Source organism: Dactylosporangium fulvum (assembly GCF_025137375.1).
GTDB lineage: Bacteria > Actinomycetota > Actinomycetes > Mycobacteriales > Micromonosporaceae > Dactylosporangium > Dactylosporangium fulvum.
Genome location: NZ_CP073720.1, coordinates 7,843,034 through 7,858,380 on the forward strand (window position 1 = coordinate 7,843,034; position 15,347 = coordinate 7,858,380).

Genomic DNA, 15,347 nt, shown 5'->3' on the forward strand with positions numbered 1-15,347 from the left:
GTGGTTCGCCGCGTCGTCACGCCACGCCACGCCGGCATGTCGGATCAAGCGTTCCGGCCCAGTGGTCGAGCATCTAAGCCCTTCGGCCTACAACATGCGATCGACCGGTATTACGGCGACACGCCGAGCGGACGTCGGTCAAATCGACCTTCAAGGTCTGTAGCGTGCGAGCTGGCTTGAGGAAGATAGACGCGGGCTACGCTCGGATCGCTGGCGTAATCGGTATCTATACTGTCGAAACCGGGCGGACATCCATCGGAGGACTAATTGCCAAGTAACGATGTAATTCTGCTTGCTGACATGCTGGAGCGTGATCGCCAACGGTACGACGGGCTGGGCGATGATCACGACACCTTTTTCACAGCGCGACAGTACCTTCGCCACTACGCACCGACCCATGATGATCTGACCGCCGGACTCGTGGACGGTCACCACGACGGTGGCCTTGACGGGATCTACATTTTCGCGAACTCGATGTGCGTGCGTGATGACGTACCCATCTCAGGCCTGGGCCGTGGGGCGCAGATCGACCTGTTCTTGATGCAAGTCAAGAACAGCAAAGGGTTCGGTGAAGACGCAGTTGACAAACTAATCGTCAACCTTCCGAGGCTGCTTGACTTTGGACGTAACGAGCAGTCTCTGAGTAAGACTCTAAACGCACGTGTCCTCGAAATCACAAGGCGCTTCCTGTCAGCGTATAGGCAGTTGGAAATGCCGAGTCTACGTATTCGTATTTGCTTTGCCTCACTGAAAGCAGAGCATCTTCATTCCGGCACAAGAGACAAAGCGGATGAGCTAGAGGCAGTCGTGCGCGGTTGCTTCGGCGGGGCAGATATTGCAGTCGACTTCCTGGATGCAACTTCGGTAGCCGACATGGCCAGAGAAAGGCCAGTAACCACTCGCCATCTCGCCTTGGCCGAAAATCCCATCTCCACATCCAAAGCTGGCGGATATGTAGCTGTCGTCAAATTGGAGGACTACGAGGACTTTATCACGGATAACGACGGCAAGCTGGACGCTAGTCTTTTCGAGGCCAACGTCCGCGACTATGAAGGCAGCACCTCAGTAAATCGCAACATCCAAGAAACACTCTCTAGCGGCGACTCGGACGTGGACTTCTGGTGGCTCAATAACGGTGTGACAATCGTAGCAAACACGGTGCAACCAGCCGGCAAGCTTCTTCAGCTAGACGCGCCGCAAATCGTTAATGGGCTTCAGACTTCGAACGAGATACATAAGCGACGGCAAACTTCAGACGAAAACGATGCTGCGGATGATCGAAGTATTCTCGTGAAGGTCATACAGGCACAAGACGACAGTGTTCGGGACCGCATCATTCGCGCCACCAACAGTCAGACGTCGTTCGGCCCGAGCGCCCTTCGAGCAACAGACAAGGTGCAGCGTCAGATAGAGGAGTACCTGGCCAAGTGCGGCCTTTACTACGAGAGGCGGAGACGGCACTACTACAATCAGGGTAAGCCAATAGAGCAGCTCGTTAGTATAGACCAGATGGGGCAAGCCTTACTCTCGGTCATGGTGCAGACTCCCCACATTGCACGCGGAGAGGTCAGTCGCGTATTCGAAGAAGACATTTATGATCTACTATTTGCACCAAGCCATCCGATCCAAGCATACGCGTCATGCATAAATATAGTTCGGGAAACGCAGACGTTTCTCAATTTGGCTCGCCACACGAGGGCCCAAGCAGAGGATTTTCTTTATCACCTGTCAATGTTGACTGCAATGGCGCTCCTGCGGAAGCACCGGCCCGGTGCAAATGATCTCGCGGCAATCGAGAGCGTTAAGCCTGAACGCAGTCTTCAAACTGCGCTGTTGAGCGGAATCCAGGATGAGTATGCTCGTGTGGGCCGGTTTACCGGCGAAGTGATGCTGGACCGAATGGCAAAGGACCCTGCGGTTACGGTCTCTATCCTGAAGTTTGGCCGCGGGTATCTGGCCACAACGTCAAAACGATGATATGCCGCAAATTGGCATTCCAAAAACACGTCTAGAGGACGAATAAGTTGAGACTGATCAGCTGACGTATTCAGCGTTGTCGGACAGCTCAGAATCGCCGTAACCCATCGGTAGGCAGCGGCAGGTCGTCAAACAGCTATAACCCGCACGAGTGACCAGCAGCCCGTAACCGGCTCGCGGCTCTCGGCGCGCGACCGTAGCGTTACCTGCTGTTATGCATGGACATCGAGGACAGCGGCGGCCGGTCGAGCTCCAGCGCCACAGCACCCCTGCGGTCTGTGCGGAAACCAGACCGCGCTGACCCGCACCCATGTCCCGCCTCAGTGCGCCGGCAACCGCGGACTCGTCGGCCGGCGGCGGTTCGTCGTCAACGGTGTCGAGGCCGACCTGACGAAACGTTCACCCGGCGGCCTCTACGTGTACGGGCTCTGCACCTCGTGCAACAACCTGCAGTCCCGCTACGACCCCGCCTACGGCGAACTCGCCGCCGCCGTCCGGCCACTGTGGATCCGCGACGCACGTATCCGCACCGCCGGCCGCCTGCCGCTGCCCGACACCGAGATCCGACCCGGCGCGGTGGCCCGCTCGGTCCTCATCGGGTTCCCCGGCCTTAGCCCACAGCTGCGGGTCAACTTCCCCAGCCTCGCCGACCAACTCCTCAACACCGCACCCGCCGTCACGGTGTCAGCGAAGCTGCGGCTGCGCCTCGCCCTGGCCTGCGGCACCATGGCCCGGGTCACCGGGTCCATGGCCGGGTTCCTATCCGTGGACCATCCTCCCGACGAGGACGCGGTCGGCTTCGCCAACGTCGGGCAGGTCTACTTCCCGCCGCTCGCCTGGCAGCTCGCCCCGCCTGAGCCCAGCGCACTGCTGCGCAAGGCGTCGAAGTCGCTGCTGGACCGGCAGGGCTGGGCCGACGTCACCAGCTGGGCACACCGCCCACCGGACGAACGCGTCCCGCTGTCGACGCTGTGCCGGACGCTGCCCGCAGTCACCCACCCGCGCCATCACCCAGCTACGGCGGAATGGTGGGTGGAGATGTTCTCCACTCAGATCACCGAAATCCTCGAGTGCGACAACGTACCCGACGCCACCTGAGCGCCATCCACCCAACGTCCGTCCCGATGGGATCAGGCCGATCGATCGGGCCCGGCGGACGGCTACTCGTCAGCCGATACACACCAGCAGGCGGCACCGACCCGTACCGACGCCGCCCGCACCGTGCAGCAGCTGGGACTTCCGTCATAGGAGCCGCATTCGCGGAAGCGAGCACTGAGGCAACCTCGACAGCATGGGTGGACCGGCCGTCTGAATGAAGCGATGGCGCCAAAATGACTATGTGCTGTCCCGGCGGCACATTGCGATCTGCCGCAAGACCAAAGACGCAACTTTCCAGTCCGAATTCGACCCGCACGGAGACGAGATCTGCGCAGCTAATCCATCAATCTGGGTCCACTCGCCGCTTGAGCCTACCAACCGCCATCATCGTCCTGACCTGCGGTCCGAGCCCTCGAAGGATCGCCGCTTCAACCCCTTCGACCTGCCCAGATAGTTATTTGATTCGGCGTATCGACATTGCTAGAATTTGCGCATGGACACGTGCTTCGGGCACGTATCCCACAAATGGGGGCTCGCGTCCCCCCTTCGACACCCCAGCGTCGCATCTATGCGACAGTTGACGTACGTGGGTTCGAGTGCCTTTGAGCACTCGAACGCAGCATCTTCGCGACGGTCCGCATCCACCCACGATGGTGGGTGGGATTCATGACGGGCGCCGTTCCGGCACTGATTCCGGCTGCGGCTTCACCACCCCTCCTCCGGCATGCACCGCTCGCCGCTCAGCAACGCGTGTTGCCGATGCCGCCACTCCCTCCGCGTCGTAGCCGGTCGACGGTCTACGGGTTCGCAGCGATGGACAAGGCAGGCAGAATCGCCAGCAGCACGGTCTTCCGGGCGTTGGGCTGGCCAGCCCGCACGCGGCTGCAAGTCCACGAGGACCATGGCTTCGTCCTGGTCCGCCATGACCCGGGCGGGGTGCTGAGCCTCAATGATGCCGGCTACCTGTGTCTGCTGGAGCCGGTGCGGCGCTGGTGTGATCTGCACCCCGGCGATCGCGTGCTGCTGGCGGCGGAACCCGACCGACAGTTGCTGGTGATACATCCGCCAGCTGCGCTCGACGCGATGATCACCCAGGCGCACGAGGTGATCGGCGGTGACAAGGCATGACCCAATCACCGGGCAGAGAGCCCGCGGGCGCTGCGGAGCTCGAGGCGGCCCGGGTGTTGCTTGATCGCCTCGGCGTGTCACCAGCAGATCTTCTCGGTCTTGCGGCGGTGCGGGTTCCAGCGCCGAGCTTCGCCGAATACATCCCGGTCGTCTCGAAGGCGGTGCCTGAGGGCATTCGTTGTCGCCGGTGGACGGATGTCGGGCAGGCACGCGAGCAGGTCCGACCACCGGCCCGACCTATCCGCCCAGACGTACGGCCCGGTGCCAGCGGCTTCACCGATCAGAATTCTTCCGCCATGTCGTCGGTTCTGGTAGTCCCCTCGCACGCACCGGTGGAAGGATTCATGACCATGACCGACGCTAGACCGCTGGGCGCTGACGAGGCCACGTTCATCGCGGTGGCTCGCTCAGGCGATACGGCGCGGTTTGCGCTCATCACGGAGCGCCACCGGCGTGAGCTGCAGGTGCACTGCTACCGGATGCTCGCGAACTACGAGGACGCCCAGGACATGACGCAGGAGACGTTCCTGCGAGCGTGGCACAAGCGGGCGTCGTTCAAGGGCCACGCGGCCCTGCGGACCTGGTTGTACCGGATCGCGACGAACGCCTGCCTCGACTTCCTGGAGAAGCGCAACGACCGCACGCCCGTGCCGTCCGGGCTGGCGGACGTCGGCTCCGAGGTGCTGTACCTGCAGCCGTACCCCGACCGGATGCTCCCCGAGGACCCGCAGGAATCGGTGGTGGCGCGGGAGACGATCGAGCTGGCGTTCATCGTCGCCGTCCAGCACCTGCCGCCGCGGCAGCGGGCGGTGTTCATCCTGCGCGACGTGGTCGGCTGGCCGGCGTCGAAGGCCGCCGACGCCCTCGAGCTGACCGTCGCATCGGTGACCAGCGCGCTGCAGCGGGCGCGCGTGACGATGCGCGAGCAGCTGCCCGACCGTCGCCTCGACTGGCGGAGCCCCGCCGCCCACGAGCTGTCGAATGACGAGCGCGGCGTGGTGAAGTCGTACATCGACGCCCATGAGCGCAACGACCTCGACGGGCTGATGTCCCTGCTGCGCGACGACCTGCGCTTCGTGATGCTGCCCGAGGCGGGCACCTCGGTCATCACGGCCAAGGACGCGGTGGACGGCTGGGTCTCCGGTGGGCTCTTCCAGCCCGGCCACGACGACTGGCGCTGCATCGCCACGACGGTCAACCGCATGCCCGCCGCCGCGCTGTACCTGCGCACCCCCGACGACCCGGAGTACCGGCTGTTCGCCATCGCGGTCCTGCACATCGTCGACGGGAAGATCGCCGAGCTCACCGGATTCGACGCCACCGACAAACCATGGCTGGACCTGCCCCCGACACTGTGATCGACGGTGGCGAGCGCCATCGCGGCGTCGAAGGACTGGTCCTCGAACGGCAGGCGCTCCGCGGTGGCGGCCACGCACGCCGCCCGCAGTACACCGCGCCCTTGAACAGGTACGGATGGCGGCTTCGGTACTGCTGCCGCGGTCCACCCAGGCGGTCGCCGCGTCGCGCAATGATCGCCTGGCCTGCTCGAACGTGTCCCGATTGATGATCGACATCGCGAAGATCCGCTCGACGACCGGCGCGGTCGCCGGATCCGGTTCCAAGCCGTACAGCCGCTTGCCATCGGCGGCCTTGGCCGGATTCGGGTGGTGACAGAGATCGCGCCGCCGACCTCTGGAACCCACAGCCGCACCCGGCGTGTCGGAGCCCGGTCTTCGGGGAGCGGTTGATCATTAGACATCGACGACGGCTGCGCCGATGTCCACCGCCATGGCCCGGCTTCCGGCCAGGAGACCGCCGTCCACGGGCAGATCGATCCCGTTGATCCACGACGCACGGTTGCTCGCCAGGAACGCGACGGCCTCGGCGACGTCGTCCATGGTGCCGACCCGTCCCATCGGGTACCAGGGGACCGCTCTTTCCAGGGCGTGCGGGTCGGCCGCGAGCCGGTCGGCCCAGATCGGGGTGGCGATCGTGCCGGGCGACACCGAGTTGACGCGCACACCGTACGGACCGTATTGGACGGCCAGTCCGCGGGTGAGGTTGATCAGCCCGGCCTTGGCCGCGCTGTAGGCGTCGTTGCCGAAATACCGATGGCCGTTGACCGACGCCACGTTGACCACGACTCCCCGCCTGGCCTCGCGCATGCCCGGCAGAACCGCCTGGCACATGCGAATCGTCCCGCCGAGAACAACGTCCAGGTCGATCGACCACACCGATTCGGGCACGGACTCGAAGTCGATGTTGGCGCAGACCGCGGCGTTGTTGACGAGGATGTCCAAAGGACCGTGGCGCGAGGTGACCGAGCCGATCGCCGACCGGACCGACTCCTCCGAGCGCACGTCGAGGTGGACCGCCTCGGCGCCGCCGATCCCGTCCGCGACCGCACGCGCCGCGTCCAGGTCGACGTCAGTCACGATCACCGCGGCGCCCTCGGCATGAAAGAGGCGGGCGATCACCGCCCCGATGCCCCCGCCGGCACCGGTGATCAGCGCGCGGCGCGGTGGAGCCGCATCCCGAGGACCAGACGACATGGATCTCCCTTTCTCGGCGGCTCGGCGCTACTTGAGCGCACCGGCCGTCAGGCCCTTGGTGATCTGCTTCTGGAGCACGGCGAATCCGAGCAGTACAGGGGTGACCGTGATCATCATACCGGCGAACAGCGTGGCCCAGTTGGTCCCGTAGTCGGCCGCCTGGCCCAGCTGGAACAGCCCGAGCGGCAGCGTCATTTTCTCCGGCGAGTGGATCAGCAGCAGCGCGTAGAAGAACTCGTTCCAGTTCTGCAGGAAACTGATGATGGCGACCGACGCCAGGCCCGGCCCGGTGAGGGGAAGAATTACATAGATGAATGTACGGGTCGGACCGGCCCCGTCCATCGCTGCCGCCTCCTCCAGTTCGTACGGCAGAGTTTTCATGAAGCCGACCAGGACAAAAACGTTGAACGGCAGGTTGTAGGTGGTGTAGACGAGGATCAGTCCGAGTTGGCTGTCGAGCAGGCCGAGATCCTGCATGATCAGGTAGAGCGGTGCGAAGGTGACCATCCACGGGATCATCAGCCCGAGTAGGAAGATGCCGAGCACCAGGTTGCTGAATTTGAAGCTGATCCGAGCCAGTGGGTAGGCGGCGAACACGGCGACGACAACACCGAGCAGGGTCGAGGCGACGCTGACGATCACGCTGTTGCCGAAGAACAGCCCGATGTTCGCACGGTCCCACGCGTTGACATAGTTCTCCCAGCGCCATCCGGCGGCAATCTGCCAGGGAGGCGAGGAGATGAACTCGGCGTTGGTCTTCATCGACACGTTGAAGACCCAGACATACGCGCTGATCGAGGAGAGCGCGACCGCGCCGAGCAGCAGGTAGAAGAACAGGTGGTACGGGCGGAAGGGGGCGCGGGGCAGGGATGAGGCATTTCGCCGCCGCGGCGTGGCGGTCCTGCGCCGGTCAGTACTGGAGGTCATCGCGCTTCATCACCTTGTTGAGGAGCATGGCCACCGCCAGCATGATCACCACAAGCACGACGGCGATGGCCGCCGAGTAGCCGAAGTCGGCCCGGTCAAAGGCGACGCGATACATCAGGGTGCCGACGGTCTCGGTCGAGCCGAAGGGACCGCCCCCGGTCATGATGTAAACGAAGGCGAATGTCTGCAGGCTCTGGACCACCCACAAGACGCTGAGCATCCGCATGAGGTCGCTCATCATCGGCAGCATGACGCTCCGGAACACTCGCCATTCGCCCGCCCCGTCGATGCGCGCGGCCTCCAGGATTTCGGCGGGCAGGCGCTCGAAGCCCGCGCACAGGAGAACGATCCAGATGCCGATGCCGTGCCACACGGACACGAACGTCACAGCGGCGAGCGCCGTCGCGGGGTCGCCGAGCCAGGTCTTGGCCAAGGCGCCGAGCCCCATGGACTTGAGCGCGGGATTGATCAGACCGAGGGTGGGGTGGTAGAGGAACTTCCACATCAGCGAGACAACGGCGACGGACAGCACCACCGGGGCGAACACCACGAACCGGAAGAAGCGTTCGCCGTGGATGCGCTGCGACAGCGCCCAGGCGATCGCCATGGCGGGCGGGAAGAGCATGCAGCTGCCGATGAGGGTGATCAGGAAGGTGTTCTTGAGCGAGTTGAAGAAGGTCGGATCGCTTGCCAGCAGGCGGTACTGGTCGATCCCGACGAATTTCATCGCTCCCGTGCGGGTGAACTCGTTCAATGACAGGTCCACCGTTTTGATCAACGGGTACAGAAAGAAGACCCCCAGCAGCGCGAGCGCGGGCATCAGGAAGGGAATGATGATGCGTCGCTGTGCCGCCTTGTGCATGTGACCTCCCGGTTCTTGCACCGTCACGGGGCGCCGGCACGGAGCTCCGGCATAGGCTTCGGTATGCGAGCGGAGCCCCGTGGCGGGTTCGGTTGACAAGGTTCAGTTGCCGTAGACCCGGCGCAGCCCCTTGTCGATGTTGTCGAGAGTCTGCTGCGCGTCCTGCTTGCCGAACAGGAGCTTGGCGATCTCGGGGTAGACGACGTCCTTGGCCTTGGATTGCAGCAGGCCGTAGTAGCTCGCCTGCAGCCGGTCGGCCTTGGCCACGACGTCGGAGATGCCCGGCAGACCGGGCGGGCTCGGCACGCCCTTGACCCCGGAGACCTCGCCGATCTCGGTGGCCCTGCGGGTCTGGGTCTCCACGCTGGTGACCCGGTGAATCCACGCCAGCGAAAGCGGGATGTTCTTGCTCTTGGCGGACACCGACATCAGCTGGGCGGTGGCGAGCATGCTCGCCTGGTCGCCGGTCCCGCCGGTCACGGTCGGAAACTGCAGGACGCCCAGCTCGAAGTCCTTGGGGATCACGTCGGCCATCTCGCTCACGAGCCAGCTGCCCATCATGATCATGCCGGCCTTGCCCTGGAAGAACTGGGCCTGAGCCGCGGTGAAGTCGGTGCCCTCGAACCCCTTGAGGAATGCTTTCCGGTCGCGGAGGTCCTGGAGCATCTGCAGCCCCTTGAGGAACCCGGGGTCCTCGGTGATGCGCCCCTTGCCTTCGGTGAGGACGCCGTGGGCCTTGTTGTATCCGACGGTGCGGAGCCAGATGTTGTCGCTCCACATGCCCATGTAGGGCTCGAACAGGCCGGTGACCGCGATCGGGTCCACCCCGGCGGCCGTGAGCTTGTCCACGGTCGCGGTCAGGTCGTCCCAGGTAGCGGGCGGCGTGATGCCGTGCTTCTTGAAAAGTCCCGCGTTGTAGAACAGTACCTGCATGGACAGCTCGGAGGGCACGCCGTAGATCTTCTTGGTCGTAGGATGCTGCATGAACTGCATGACCGCGGGGCTGAACTGGTCCAGCCAGGGCTTGCCGGTCGCCGCGTCGACCTGGTCCAGGTAGGGCTTGAGGTCCAGCAGAGCGCCGCTGTCGGCCCACTCCAGCAGCGCGGGATTGGCGCCGTCGAACATCGTGTAGTCGACGTCGAGCCCGTCGCCCGCGCGCCACCGCTGCTCCAGGGCCGGACGCGCCTTCGTGTTGGCGAAGGTCATCTTCACCTGTGCGCCGGAGTAGTCCTTCTCAACCCCGGCCGCGACCTGCTCCAGGAACTTCAGGGAGGGGGTGCCGGCGGCAGGCAGCACGCCGACCTCGATCGGTCCGCCCTTGATGTTCTGCTGCCAACTCGTGGGGTCTGGTGCCTTCGACTGGCCCGGGTCCTTTCCGTTACCGCACGCCACCAGCGCCAGGCAGGGAACGATGACCAATCCTACAAGTAACTTATGCGGAAATTTCACTGCAACCTCCATTCTTGGCGATATCAGGGCTTTGCTGAGTTCCGCCGCGACAGATCGGGCAACAGATCCGCGAACTCCCGGAGGAACACCTCGATCCGGCGAAGCTCCTCGGCGTCGAGCACGTGGGCCGGCTTGCGGCAGTACGGGCTGTCGATGAGGCCCCGGCGGAACGAGATCTGCTTTTCCGCGGCGATGATGAGCTCGGTGTCGAGCATCCAGTAGGAGATGTAGGGAAGCAGCCGCCGGTGCAGGTCCTCGCCGCCCGCCTCGTCGCCCGAGCTGAGCCGGCGCCAGATCTCGACGTAGATCTCGGTGAACGAGCATCCGGGCTGGCTACCGACCGCGCCGCGCCGCCAGGCGTCCGGGAGCTGCACGCCCGCGTAGCCCTCGAGCGAGGTCACCGGCGGGTCAAGAGCCGCCAGTTCGCCGATGAGCCGCCCGGGCGGGCTGGATTCCACTTTGACCAGCCGGAGATTCGGGTGGTGCCGCACCAGGCTCGCGATGGTGGCCGCGTCGAGGCTGGACCCCGTCTCGGTGGGGGCGTACTGCAGCACCACCGGCGTCGGGGCCACCGCGTCCAGGACCGCCGTCACGTGCTCGATCTGGGCGCGGCGCGAGGGCTTGAGAAAGTGCGGTGCCAGCAGATTGATCAGGTCTGCCCCGGCAGCCACAACCTCAAGGGCCCTCGCTACGGCCATCCGGGTCGTGTGGTCCTGCACCGCGATGATCGCCGCGAGGTCCTCCCGGTGGGCGGTCCGCCGCAGGAGAATCCCCGTCAGCTCACGGCGCTCCTCCTCGGTGAGCTTATAGAACTCCGAGGCGAAGCCGGGGAACATCACGCTCGTCACGCCCGTGCCGAGGACATAGTCGACGACCCGGCCGAATCCCTCGAAGTCGACGTCTCCGGCGTCGGTGAACGGAACCTCGAGAACGGGCGAGATCCCCCGAACCAGGTCCGAGGCGTCCCCGCGACCGCCGCGGACGGGAGAGGCACTCGTCTGGATGTTCATTCACCCTCCAAGCTAACTTTTCGAAATATCGAAAACATTTTCTTATTTATGAACGATAGATGCCATGGCTCGGATTGGGCAAGAGCCTTGTGGTGGAGAACTGATCTCAGCCGTGAGACGCGCGCAGAAGGCGCAGGATCGTGCCGCCGAGCACGTCGTGTCGCGCGTTGTCGTCGATCGGCCAGTCGAGCACTCGGCGCAGCTCGGAACGTGGCACCGTGTAGGGCGCGTCGGTCGAGAAGACCAGCCGCGACGGGCCGATCTCCTGATCCCGTCCGAGCTCGACCAGAACGGTGTCCCAGGGCGCGTAACTCGTGTCGCCGTAGAGGTTCGGCGCATAGCGCAACGCCGGCGCCGCGTCGATCCAGAAGTCGGTGGCGCCGCTGCGGCCCATCACAAACGGTGTCTCCGGCCAGCGCCTGGCGAGGCTCGCCAGAGGCAGCGGCAGCGCACTCGGCGGAGTGCCGGTACGCACGTAGACGGGCCACCCCGCCTCGGTCGCGAAGTCCAGCAGCGGATCAACGAGCCCGTCGAGAAGGTCGAAGCCCTGCAGCACACTGTCCACATTGAGCGCGCGGGCACCGGCGTCCCGGGCCCGGTCGAGCTCGTCCAGAGCGGCCCGTCCGCGCCACGGATTGGCCACCGCGTACGCGGTCAGCCGCCCTCCCGACGCGGCCGCCACAGCGGCGACGCGTTCGTTACCTTCCCTGTTGTCGTAGGCGATGCAGCGTTCGTCCGGTGCCACCAGTGCCACGTCGATACCCAGTGAGTCCATGGTGGCGATCAACTGATCGGCGTCGAGGCTGACCTCCCGTCCCCGCCCCAAGCGCACATGCGCGTCAACGATCAACGGGCCTCCCCACGGTCAGGCCGAGCGCGCCGAGCGCGTCAGCATGGATGATCTGCTCGATGAGCTCGGCCGGTACGCGCGGCAACGCCGTGCCCTCCAGCATCTTGTTGACGCCTCGGAGGCCCGCCATCGCCTCCGCGGTATTGGCGATCGGGAAGTCCGAACCGAGCAGGAGCTTGTTCGTGCATCCCCACTCGACCGCGGCGAGCAGGGACTCATAACAGACCCACGGTCGCAGGTAGATGGACGACACATCGGCGTACACGTGAGGATGTTTGCGGATCGTCGCGACGGTCTCCTTGCCCCACGGGTGACCCATATGGGCCATGACGATCCGCAGTTCGGGGAAGCGGATCGCGACCTCGTCGGTCACCAGCGGGTAGGTGTAGCGCAGCGGCGCCGCGCGGATCGGCGACGCTCCCTGATGGAAGAGGATGGGCAGCGCGTTGCGTTCGCAGTAGGCGTAGAACGCCAGCGCGGGCTCCCCGAGCGGGTCGAAGTCCTGGTAGTTGGGGCCGAGCTTGACGCCGACGAGCCCCATCTCACGACATCGCTCGGCCTCACCGATGCAGTCAGGGGACGTGGGATCAACGGACATGAACCCGATACGGCGGGCGGGGTCGTTCGCCACGAACTCAGCGGTCGCGTCGTTGGTGCGGTCCGGATCGTGTGGGATGCCGGTCGCGGCGGCCGGATCGGGGACCGCGATGTTGAACACGATCGTGACGTCCGCGGCGGACATGGCGCGATCGAAGTCGGCCCAGCTGTTTGTGGTCACGACGGGACGGTCGGTACGCCAGGAGGTGAAGACGCAGGCATCTTCGGCGGGCACCGCGTCCCGGTGGGTGGGAGTGTGCGCATGGACATCGACGATCATCGGAATTCCTTCATCAAGTCCGCTCGTGGCCGGACACCCAGCCCGGGTGCGTCGCCGAGCCTCACGCGACGGCCGTCGCTGTCCAGCGACTCGTCGAGAATGTCCTCGGCGTAGTAGTGCGCGCCGATGATGTCGGAGGGGAACTCCCGGGACAGTGCCGGGAGCGCGCAGGCGACGTGGAGCTGCGCGGTGGCACCGATCCCCAGCTCCCCGTTGGAGCCGAGCAGCGTGTCGATCCCAAAGGACGAAGCCAGTTGCCCCATCGCGACGGCACGTCCGGGGCCGCCGCTCTTGCCTACGTAGAGGCTCACGCAGTCGGCTGCCTCCGCCCGGATAAGCGCGGCCAGGTCGGCCTGGCCGAAGACGGACTCGTCGGCGACGACCGGTAGCCCGAGACTGCGCAGCTGCCGCATACCGTCCAGATCGGCCGGCGCGACCGGCTGTTCGACGAAGGAGACACCCTGCTCTGCCAGCGACGAGATCGCCCGCGCCGCTTGGCTGCGTGTCCACCCTCCGTTGGCGTCGGCGCCGAGGAATGCCGCCGGACCCGCGAGCGTACGGGCCCGGGCAACGCGAGCGATGTCACCGGCGACGCCGAGCCCCACCTTGACCTTGAATGCGTGGAACCCGGCCGCCGTCGCGGCCCGGAAGACCGAGTCCAGTGCCGTCCCGTCTCCGGACAGGGAGAGTTTGATCGGGACCTCGTCCCGGTACGGGCCGCCGAGGGCCACGGCAAGCGGGACGTCGAGGGTTCGGGCGTACGCGTCCCACAGCGCTGTTGACACGCCCGCTTTGGTGAACGGGTTTCCCGCGAGCAGCCGGTCCATCAGCATCTCCAGGCCGCCGACCGGCGCGAGCGGCTGGCCGACCAGGGCGGGGGCCAGGATCTCACGAATGAAGTGGGCGGCACTGACGCCGTCCTCACCGCTCCACAGTGGCGTCGCGCTGACCTCGCCGTACCCTTCGATGCCAGTGCTGGTCACCACGCGTACGAGCAGAAAGTCTGAACGGGCGTGGGTGCCCCTGGCGCCGGCGACGACCAGGTCCGGACGCGCCTGGAGGCTGACGGCCGCAGTGTGGATCGCGGCGACGGTGGGCCTCACCGCCCCGCCGCCAGCAGTGCGCGGGGGTTGTCGACCAGCATCGCGCGGCGCTGGTCGTCGGTGATCCCCCATCCGTCGATCTCGGCGACCCGGGCCACCGCGTAGTCCTGGCTCTTGCGGTCCGACAGACCGGCGTCGGTGCCGAACAGGACCTTGTGCGAGGGCGCCCGGGTGAGGATCTCGCGCGCGGCGTAGGGCGGCGTGCCGCAGATACAGAGGTAGAGGTTGGGAGTTTCGATGGTGAGGGCGAGCGACTCCCGCCAGGTGTCGTGGAGGCCGCCGTGCCCCAGGACAACCGGGACAGTTGGGTGCCGCCGGGCCAGGGCCGCGATCTGCCCGCCGGTGGAGTAGGGCGGTGTCCCGTCGTGGCTGAGCAGGATGCCGCCGCCCTGGGCGAGGACCTCGCAGATCGGATCGAGCGCCAACTCGTGCATGCTGAAGCCCTGCAGCCACGGATGCAGCTTGAGACCGCGCAGCCCGAGCTGGTTGAGCATCCGGTCGACCTCTTCGGCGGCGTCCGCGTGGCGCGGGTGCACCGTCCCGAAGCCCACGAGCCGGTCCGGATACTGCCCGACAAACGCCGCCAGGTCGTCGTTGGCCTCGGGAGTGGCGTTGAAGAGGCCGTCATGGCTGAGCACCAGTGCCTGCTCGATGCCGGCCGAGTCCATGAAGGCCACGAACTCGTCCGCGCCGAAGTGGACCCCTCCCAGCCAGCTAGCGGTGCGCCAGGCGGGAGTGTGCGTGTGGAAATCGATCATAGAACGCTCGCAAGCTCTACCAGACGGTCCGCCGTCCGGTTGACGATGTTCTCCAGTCGGCGCTTGCCGGCGCCGGCCTCGGCAAGCTCTGGACGGTCGGTGAAGCCGTCGATTCGGCGCCAGACGATCTCCGAGTGCAGGTCCACGCCGGCAATGGCCGGAGTCTCCGGCACCTGTGCCCGGGGTTCGCGCGGGCGGACCAGGTCGGGCCGGACGGCCATGACCATTGAGGTCTCGAACTCCCCGGCGTGTCCCGGAACGGGCGGCTCGCCCTCGGTGCCGGCGAGCCGCCAGTAGTCAAGGTGCGCGAGGGACAGACCGAATCGGGTCGAGCCCGCCGCGGCTGCCGCGTGGCAGACGCCGACGTTGCCGCCGTGGCCGTTGAGCAGGACCGCCCGCTGCCCGCCCTGCGCCGCGATCGAGCGGAACAGGTCGCAGATCACGGCGAGCAGCGTCTCCGGTGACAACGAGAGCGTCCCTCCGTACGCCAGGTGGTGGTCCGACGCGCCGAAAGCGACCGTGGGAGCGACGATCAGCGGCCTGCCGCTGCGGCCCGCCGCCGCGGTCGCGGCACTGCCGGCGACCGCCTCGGCGATCAGGGCATCCGTTGAGGTCGGCAGGTGCGGGCCGTGCTGCTCGATCGCACCCACAGGAATGATGACAACAGCCTCAGGCAGGTGCCGCTTTAGCTGGGCGCGGTCCAACTCGGACCACCGTAGAGCTACCGACCCCATCCAACACCCTTCGACATATCGA

Annotated in this window: 14 protein-coding genes and 1 pseudogene; 4 read left to right on the top strand and 11 right to left on the bottom strand. The window is 65.7% G+C overall.

What is annotated here, in order from left to right; translation table 11 throughout:
* Window positions 1–300 precede the first annotated feature (300 nt).
* From Dfulv_RS35785 to Dfulv_RS35800, 4 genes are all read left to right on the top strand, one after another.
* On the top strand, window positions 301–1,977 hold the full coding sequence (locus Dfulv_RS35785; protein WP_259858254.1) for an AIPR family protein: 1,677 nt from the start codon (window positions 301–303) through the stop codon (window positions 1,975–1,977).
* Window positions 1,978–2,394: 417 nt separating this feature from the next.
* Window positions 2,395–3,075, top strand: a complete 681-nt coding sequence (locus Dfulv_RS35790) for a hypothetical protein (RefSeq protein ID WP_259858255.1) — start codon at window positions 2,395–2,397, stop codon at window positions 3,073–3,075.
* Window positions 3,076–3,888: 813 nt separating this feature from the next.
* A complete protein-coding gene (locus Dfulv_RS35795; protein WP_259858256.1) occupies window positions 3,889–4,203 on the top strand; it encodes an AbrB/MazE/SpoVT family DNA-binding domain-containing protein in 315 nt (104 codons plus the stop codon).
* A 350-nt stretch (window positions 4,204–4,553) separates the two neighbouring features.
* A complete protein-coding gene (locus Dfulv_RS35800) occupies window positions 4,554–5,561 on the top strand; it encodes an RNA polymerase subunit sigma-70 (protein WP_259858257.1) in 1,008 nt (335 codons plus the stop codon).
* On the opposite strand, the pseudogene Dfulv_RS35805 reads toward Dfulv_RS35800, so the two are convergent.
* The 11 genes and pseudogenes from Dfulv_RS35805 to Dfulv_RS35855 all read right to left on the bottom strand — a co-directional run.
* A pseudogene (locus Dfulv_RS35805) lies at window positions 5,558–5,644 on the bottom strand (methyltransferase domain-containing protein); the annotation flags it as partial. The gene Dfulv_RS35800 and the pseudogene Dfulv_RS35805 overlap by 4 nt on opposite strands.
* Window positions 5,645–5,954: 310 nt before the next feature.
* Window positions 5,955–6,755 (bottom strand): SDR family NAD(P)-dependent oxidoreductase, encoded by an 801-nt coding sequence (locus Dfulv_RS35810; protein ID WP_259858258.1) that lies wholly within the window; start codon window positions 6,753–6,755, stop codon window positions 5,955–5,957.
* Between the two features lie 27 nt (window positions 6,756–6,782).
* Complete coding sequence (locus Dfulv_RS35815; RefSeq protein ID WP_259858259.1) at window positions 6,783–7,682, bottom strand: carbohydrate ABC transporter permease; 900 nt, start codon at window positions 7,680–7,682, stop codon at window positions 6,783–6,785.
* Complete coding sequence (locus tag Dfulv_RS35820) at window positions 7,666–8,544, bottom strand: carbohydrate ABC transporter permease (RefSeq protein ID WP_259858260.1); 879 nt, start codon at window positions 8,542–8,544, stop codon at window positions 7,666–7,668. The genes Dfulv_RS35815 and Dfulv_RS35820 overlap by 17 nt, the downstream gene beginning before the upstream one ends.
* A gap of 102 nt (window positions 8,545–8,646) precedes the next feature.
* On the bottom strand, window positions 8,647–9,963 hold the full coding sequence (locus Dfulv_RS35825; protein ID WP_259858261.1) for an ABC transporter substrate-binding protein: 1,317 nt from the start codon (window positions 9,961–9,963) through the stop codon (window positions 8,647–8,649).
* A 53-nt stretch (window positions 9,964–10,016) separates the two neighbouring features.
* The gene (locus Dfulv_RS35830; RefSeq protein ID WP_259858262.1) at window positions 10,017–11,003 is read right to left on the bottom strand and encodes a dihydrodipicolinate synthase family protein; all 987 of its coding nucleotides are present in this window, start codon (window positions 11,001–11,003) and stop codon (window positions 10,017–10,019) included.
* Between the two features lie 106 nt (window positions 11,004–11,109).
* Window positions 11,110–11,853 carry an amidohydrolase family protein gene (locus Dfulv_RS35835; protein ID WP_259858263.1) on the bottom strand — a complete coding sequence of 248 codons (744 nt, stop codon included), beginning with the start codon at window positions 11,851–11,853 and terminating at the stop codon, window positions 11,110–11,112.
* On the bottom strand, window positions 11,843–12,730 hold the full coding sequence (locus Dfulv_RS35840) for an amidohydrolase family protein (protein ID WP_259858264.1): 888 nt from the start codon (window positions 12,728–12,730) through the stop codon (window positions 11,843–11,845). Before Dfulv_RS35840 ends, Dfulv_RS35835 begins: the two co-directional genes overlap by 11 nt.
* On the bottom strand, window positions 12,727–13,833 hold the full coding sequence (locus tag Dfulv_RS35845) for a mandelate racemase/muconate lactonizing enzyme family protein (protein ID WP_259858265.1): 1,107 nt from the start codon (window positions 13,831–13,833) through the stop codon (window positions 12,727–12,729). The genes Dfulv_RS35840 and Dfulv_RS35845 overlap by 4 nt, the downstream gene beginning before the upstream one ends.
* Window positions 13,830–14,591, bottom strand: coding sequence for an amidohydrolase family protein (locus Dfulv_RS35850; RefSeq protein WP_259858267.1), 762 nt, complete (start codon window positions 14,589–14,591; stop codon window positions 13,830–13,832). The genes Dfulv_RS35845 and Dfulv_RS35850 overlap by 4 nt, the downstream gene beginning before the upstream one ends.
* The gene (locus tag Dfulv_RS35855) at window positions 14,588–15,325 is read right to left on the bottom strand and encodes a creatininase family protein (RefSeq protein WP_259858268.1); all 738 of its coding nucleotides are present in this window, start codon (window positions 15,323–15,325) and stop codon (window positions 14,588–14,590) included. The genes Dfulv_RS35850 and Dfulv_RS35855 overlap by 4 nt, the downstream gene beginning before the upstream one ends.
* Window positions 15,326–15,347 lie beyond the last annotated feature (22 nt).

Bases quoted from the DNA above. Each gene is read 5' to 3' on its own strand.
- Dfulv_RS35810 (WP_259858258.1), bottom strand. From the start codon at position 6,755: ATGTCGTCTGGTCCTCGGGATGCGGCTCCACCGCGCCGCGCGCTGATC.
- Dfulv_RS35855 (WP_259858268.1), bottom strand. From the start codon at position 15,325: ATGGGGTCGGTAGCTCTACGGTGGTCCGAGTTGGACCGCGCCCAGCTA.
- Dfulv_RS35800 (WP_259858257.1), top strand. From the start codon at position 4,554: ATGACCGACGCTAGACCGCTGGGCGCTGACGAGGCCACGTTCATCGCG.
- Dfulv_RS35820 (WP_259858260.1), bottom strand. From the start codon at position 8,544: ATGCACAAGGCGGCACAGCGACGCATCATCATTCCCTTCCTGATGCCC.
- Dfulv_RS35815 (WP_259858259.1), bottom strand. From the start codon at position 7,682: ATGACCTCCAGTACTGACCGGCGCAGGACCGCCACGCCGCGGCGGCGA.
- Dfulv_RS35830 (WP_259858262.1), bottom strand. From the start codon at position 11,003: ATGAACATCCAGACGAGTGCCTCTCCCGTCCGCGGCGGTCGCGGGGAC.
- Dfulv_RS35785 (WP_259858254.1), top strand. From the start codon at position 301: ATGCTGGAGCGTGATCGCCAACGGTACGACGGGCTGGGCGATGATCAC.
- Dfulv_RS35795 (WP_259858256.1), top strand. From the start codon at position 3,889: ATGGACAAGGCAGGCAGAATCGCCAGCAGCACGGTCTTCCGGGCGTTG.
- Dfulv_RS35840 (WP_259858264.1), bottom strand. From the start codon at position 12,730: ATGATCGTCGATGTCCATGCGCACACTCCCACCCACCGGGACGCGGTG.
- Dfulv_RS35850 (WP_259858267.1), bottom strand. From the start codon at position 14,591: ATGATCGATTTCCACACGCACACTCCCGCCTGGCGCACCGCTAGCTGG.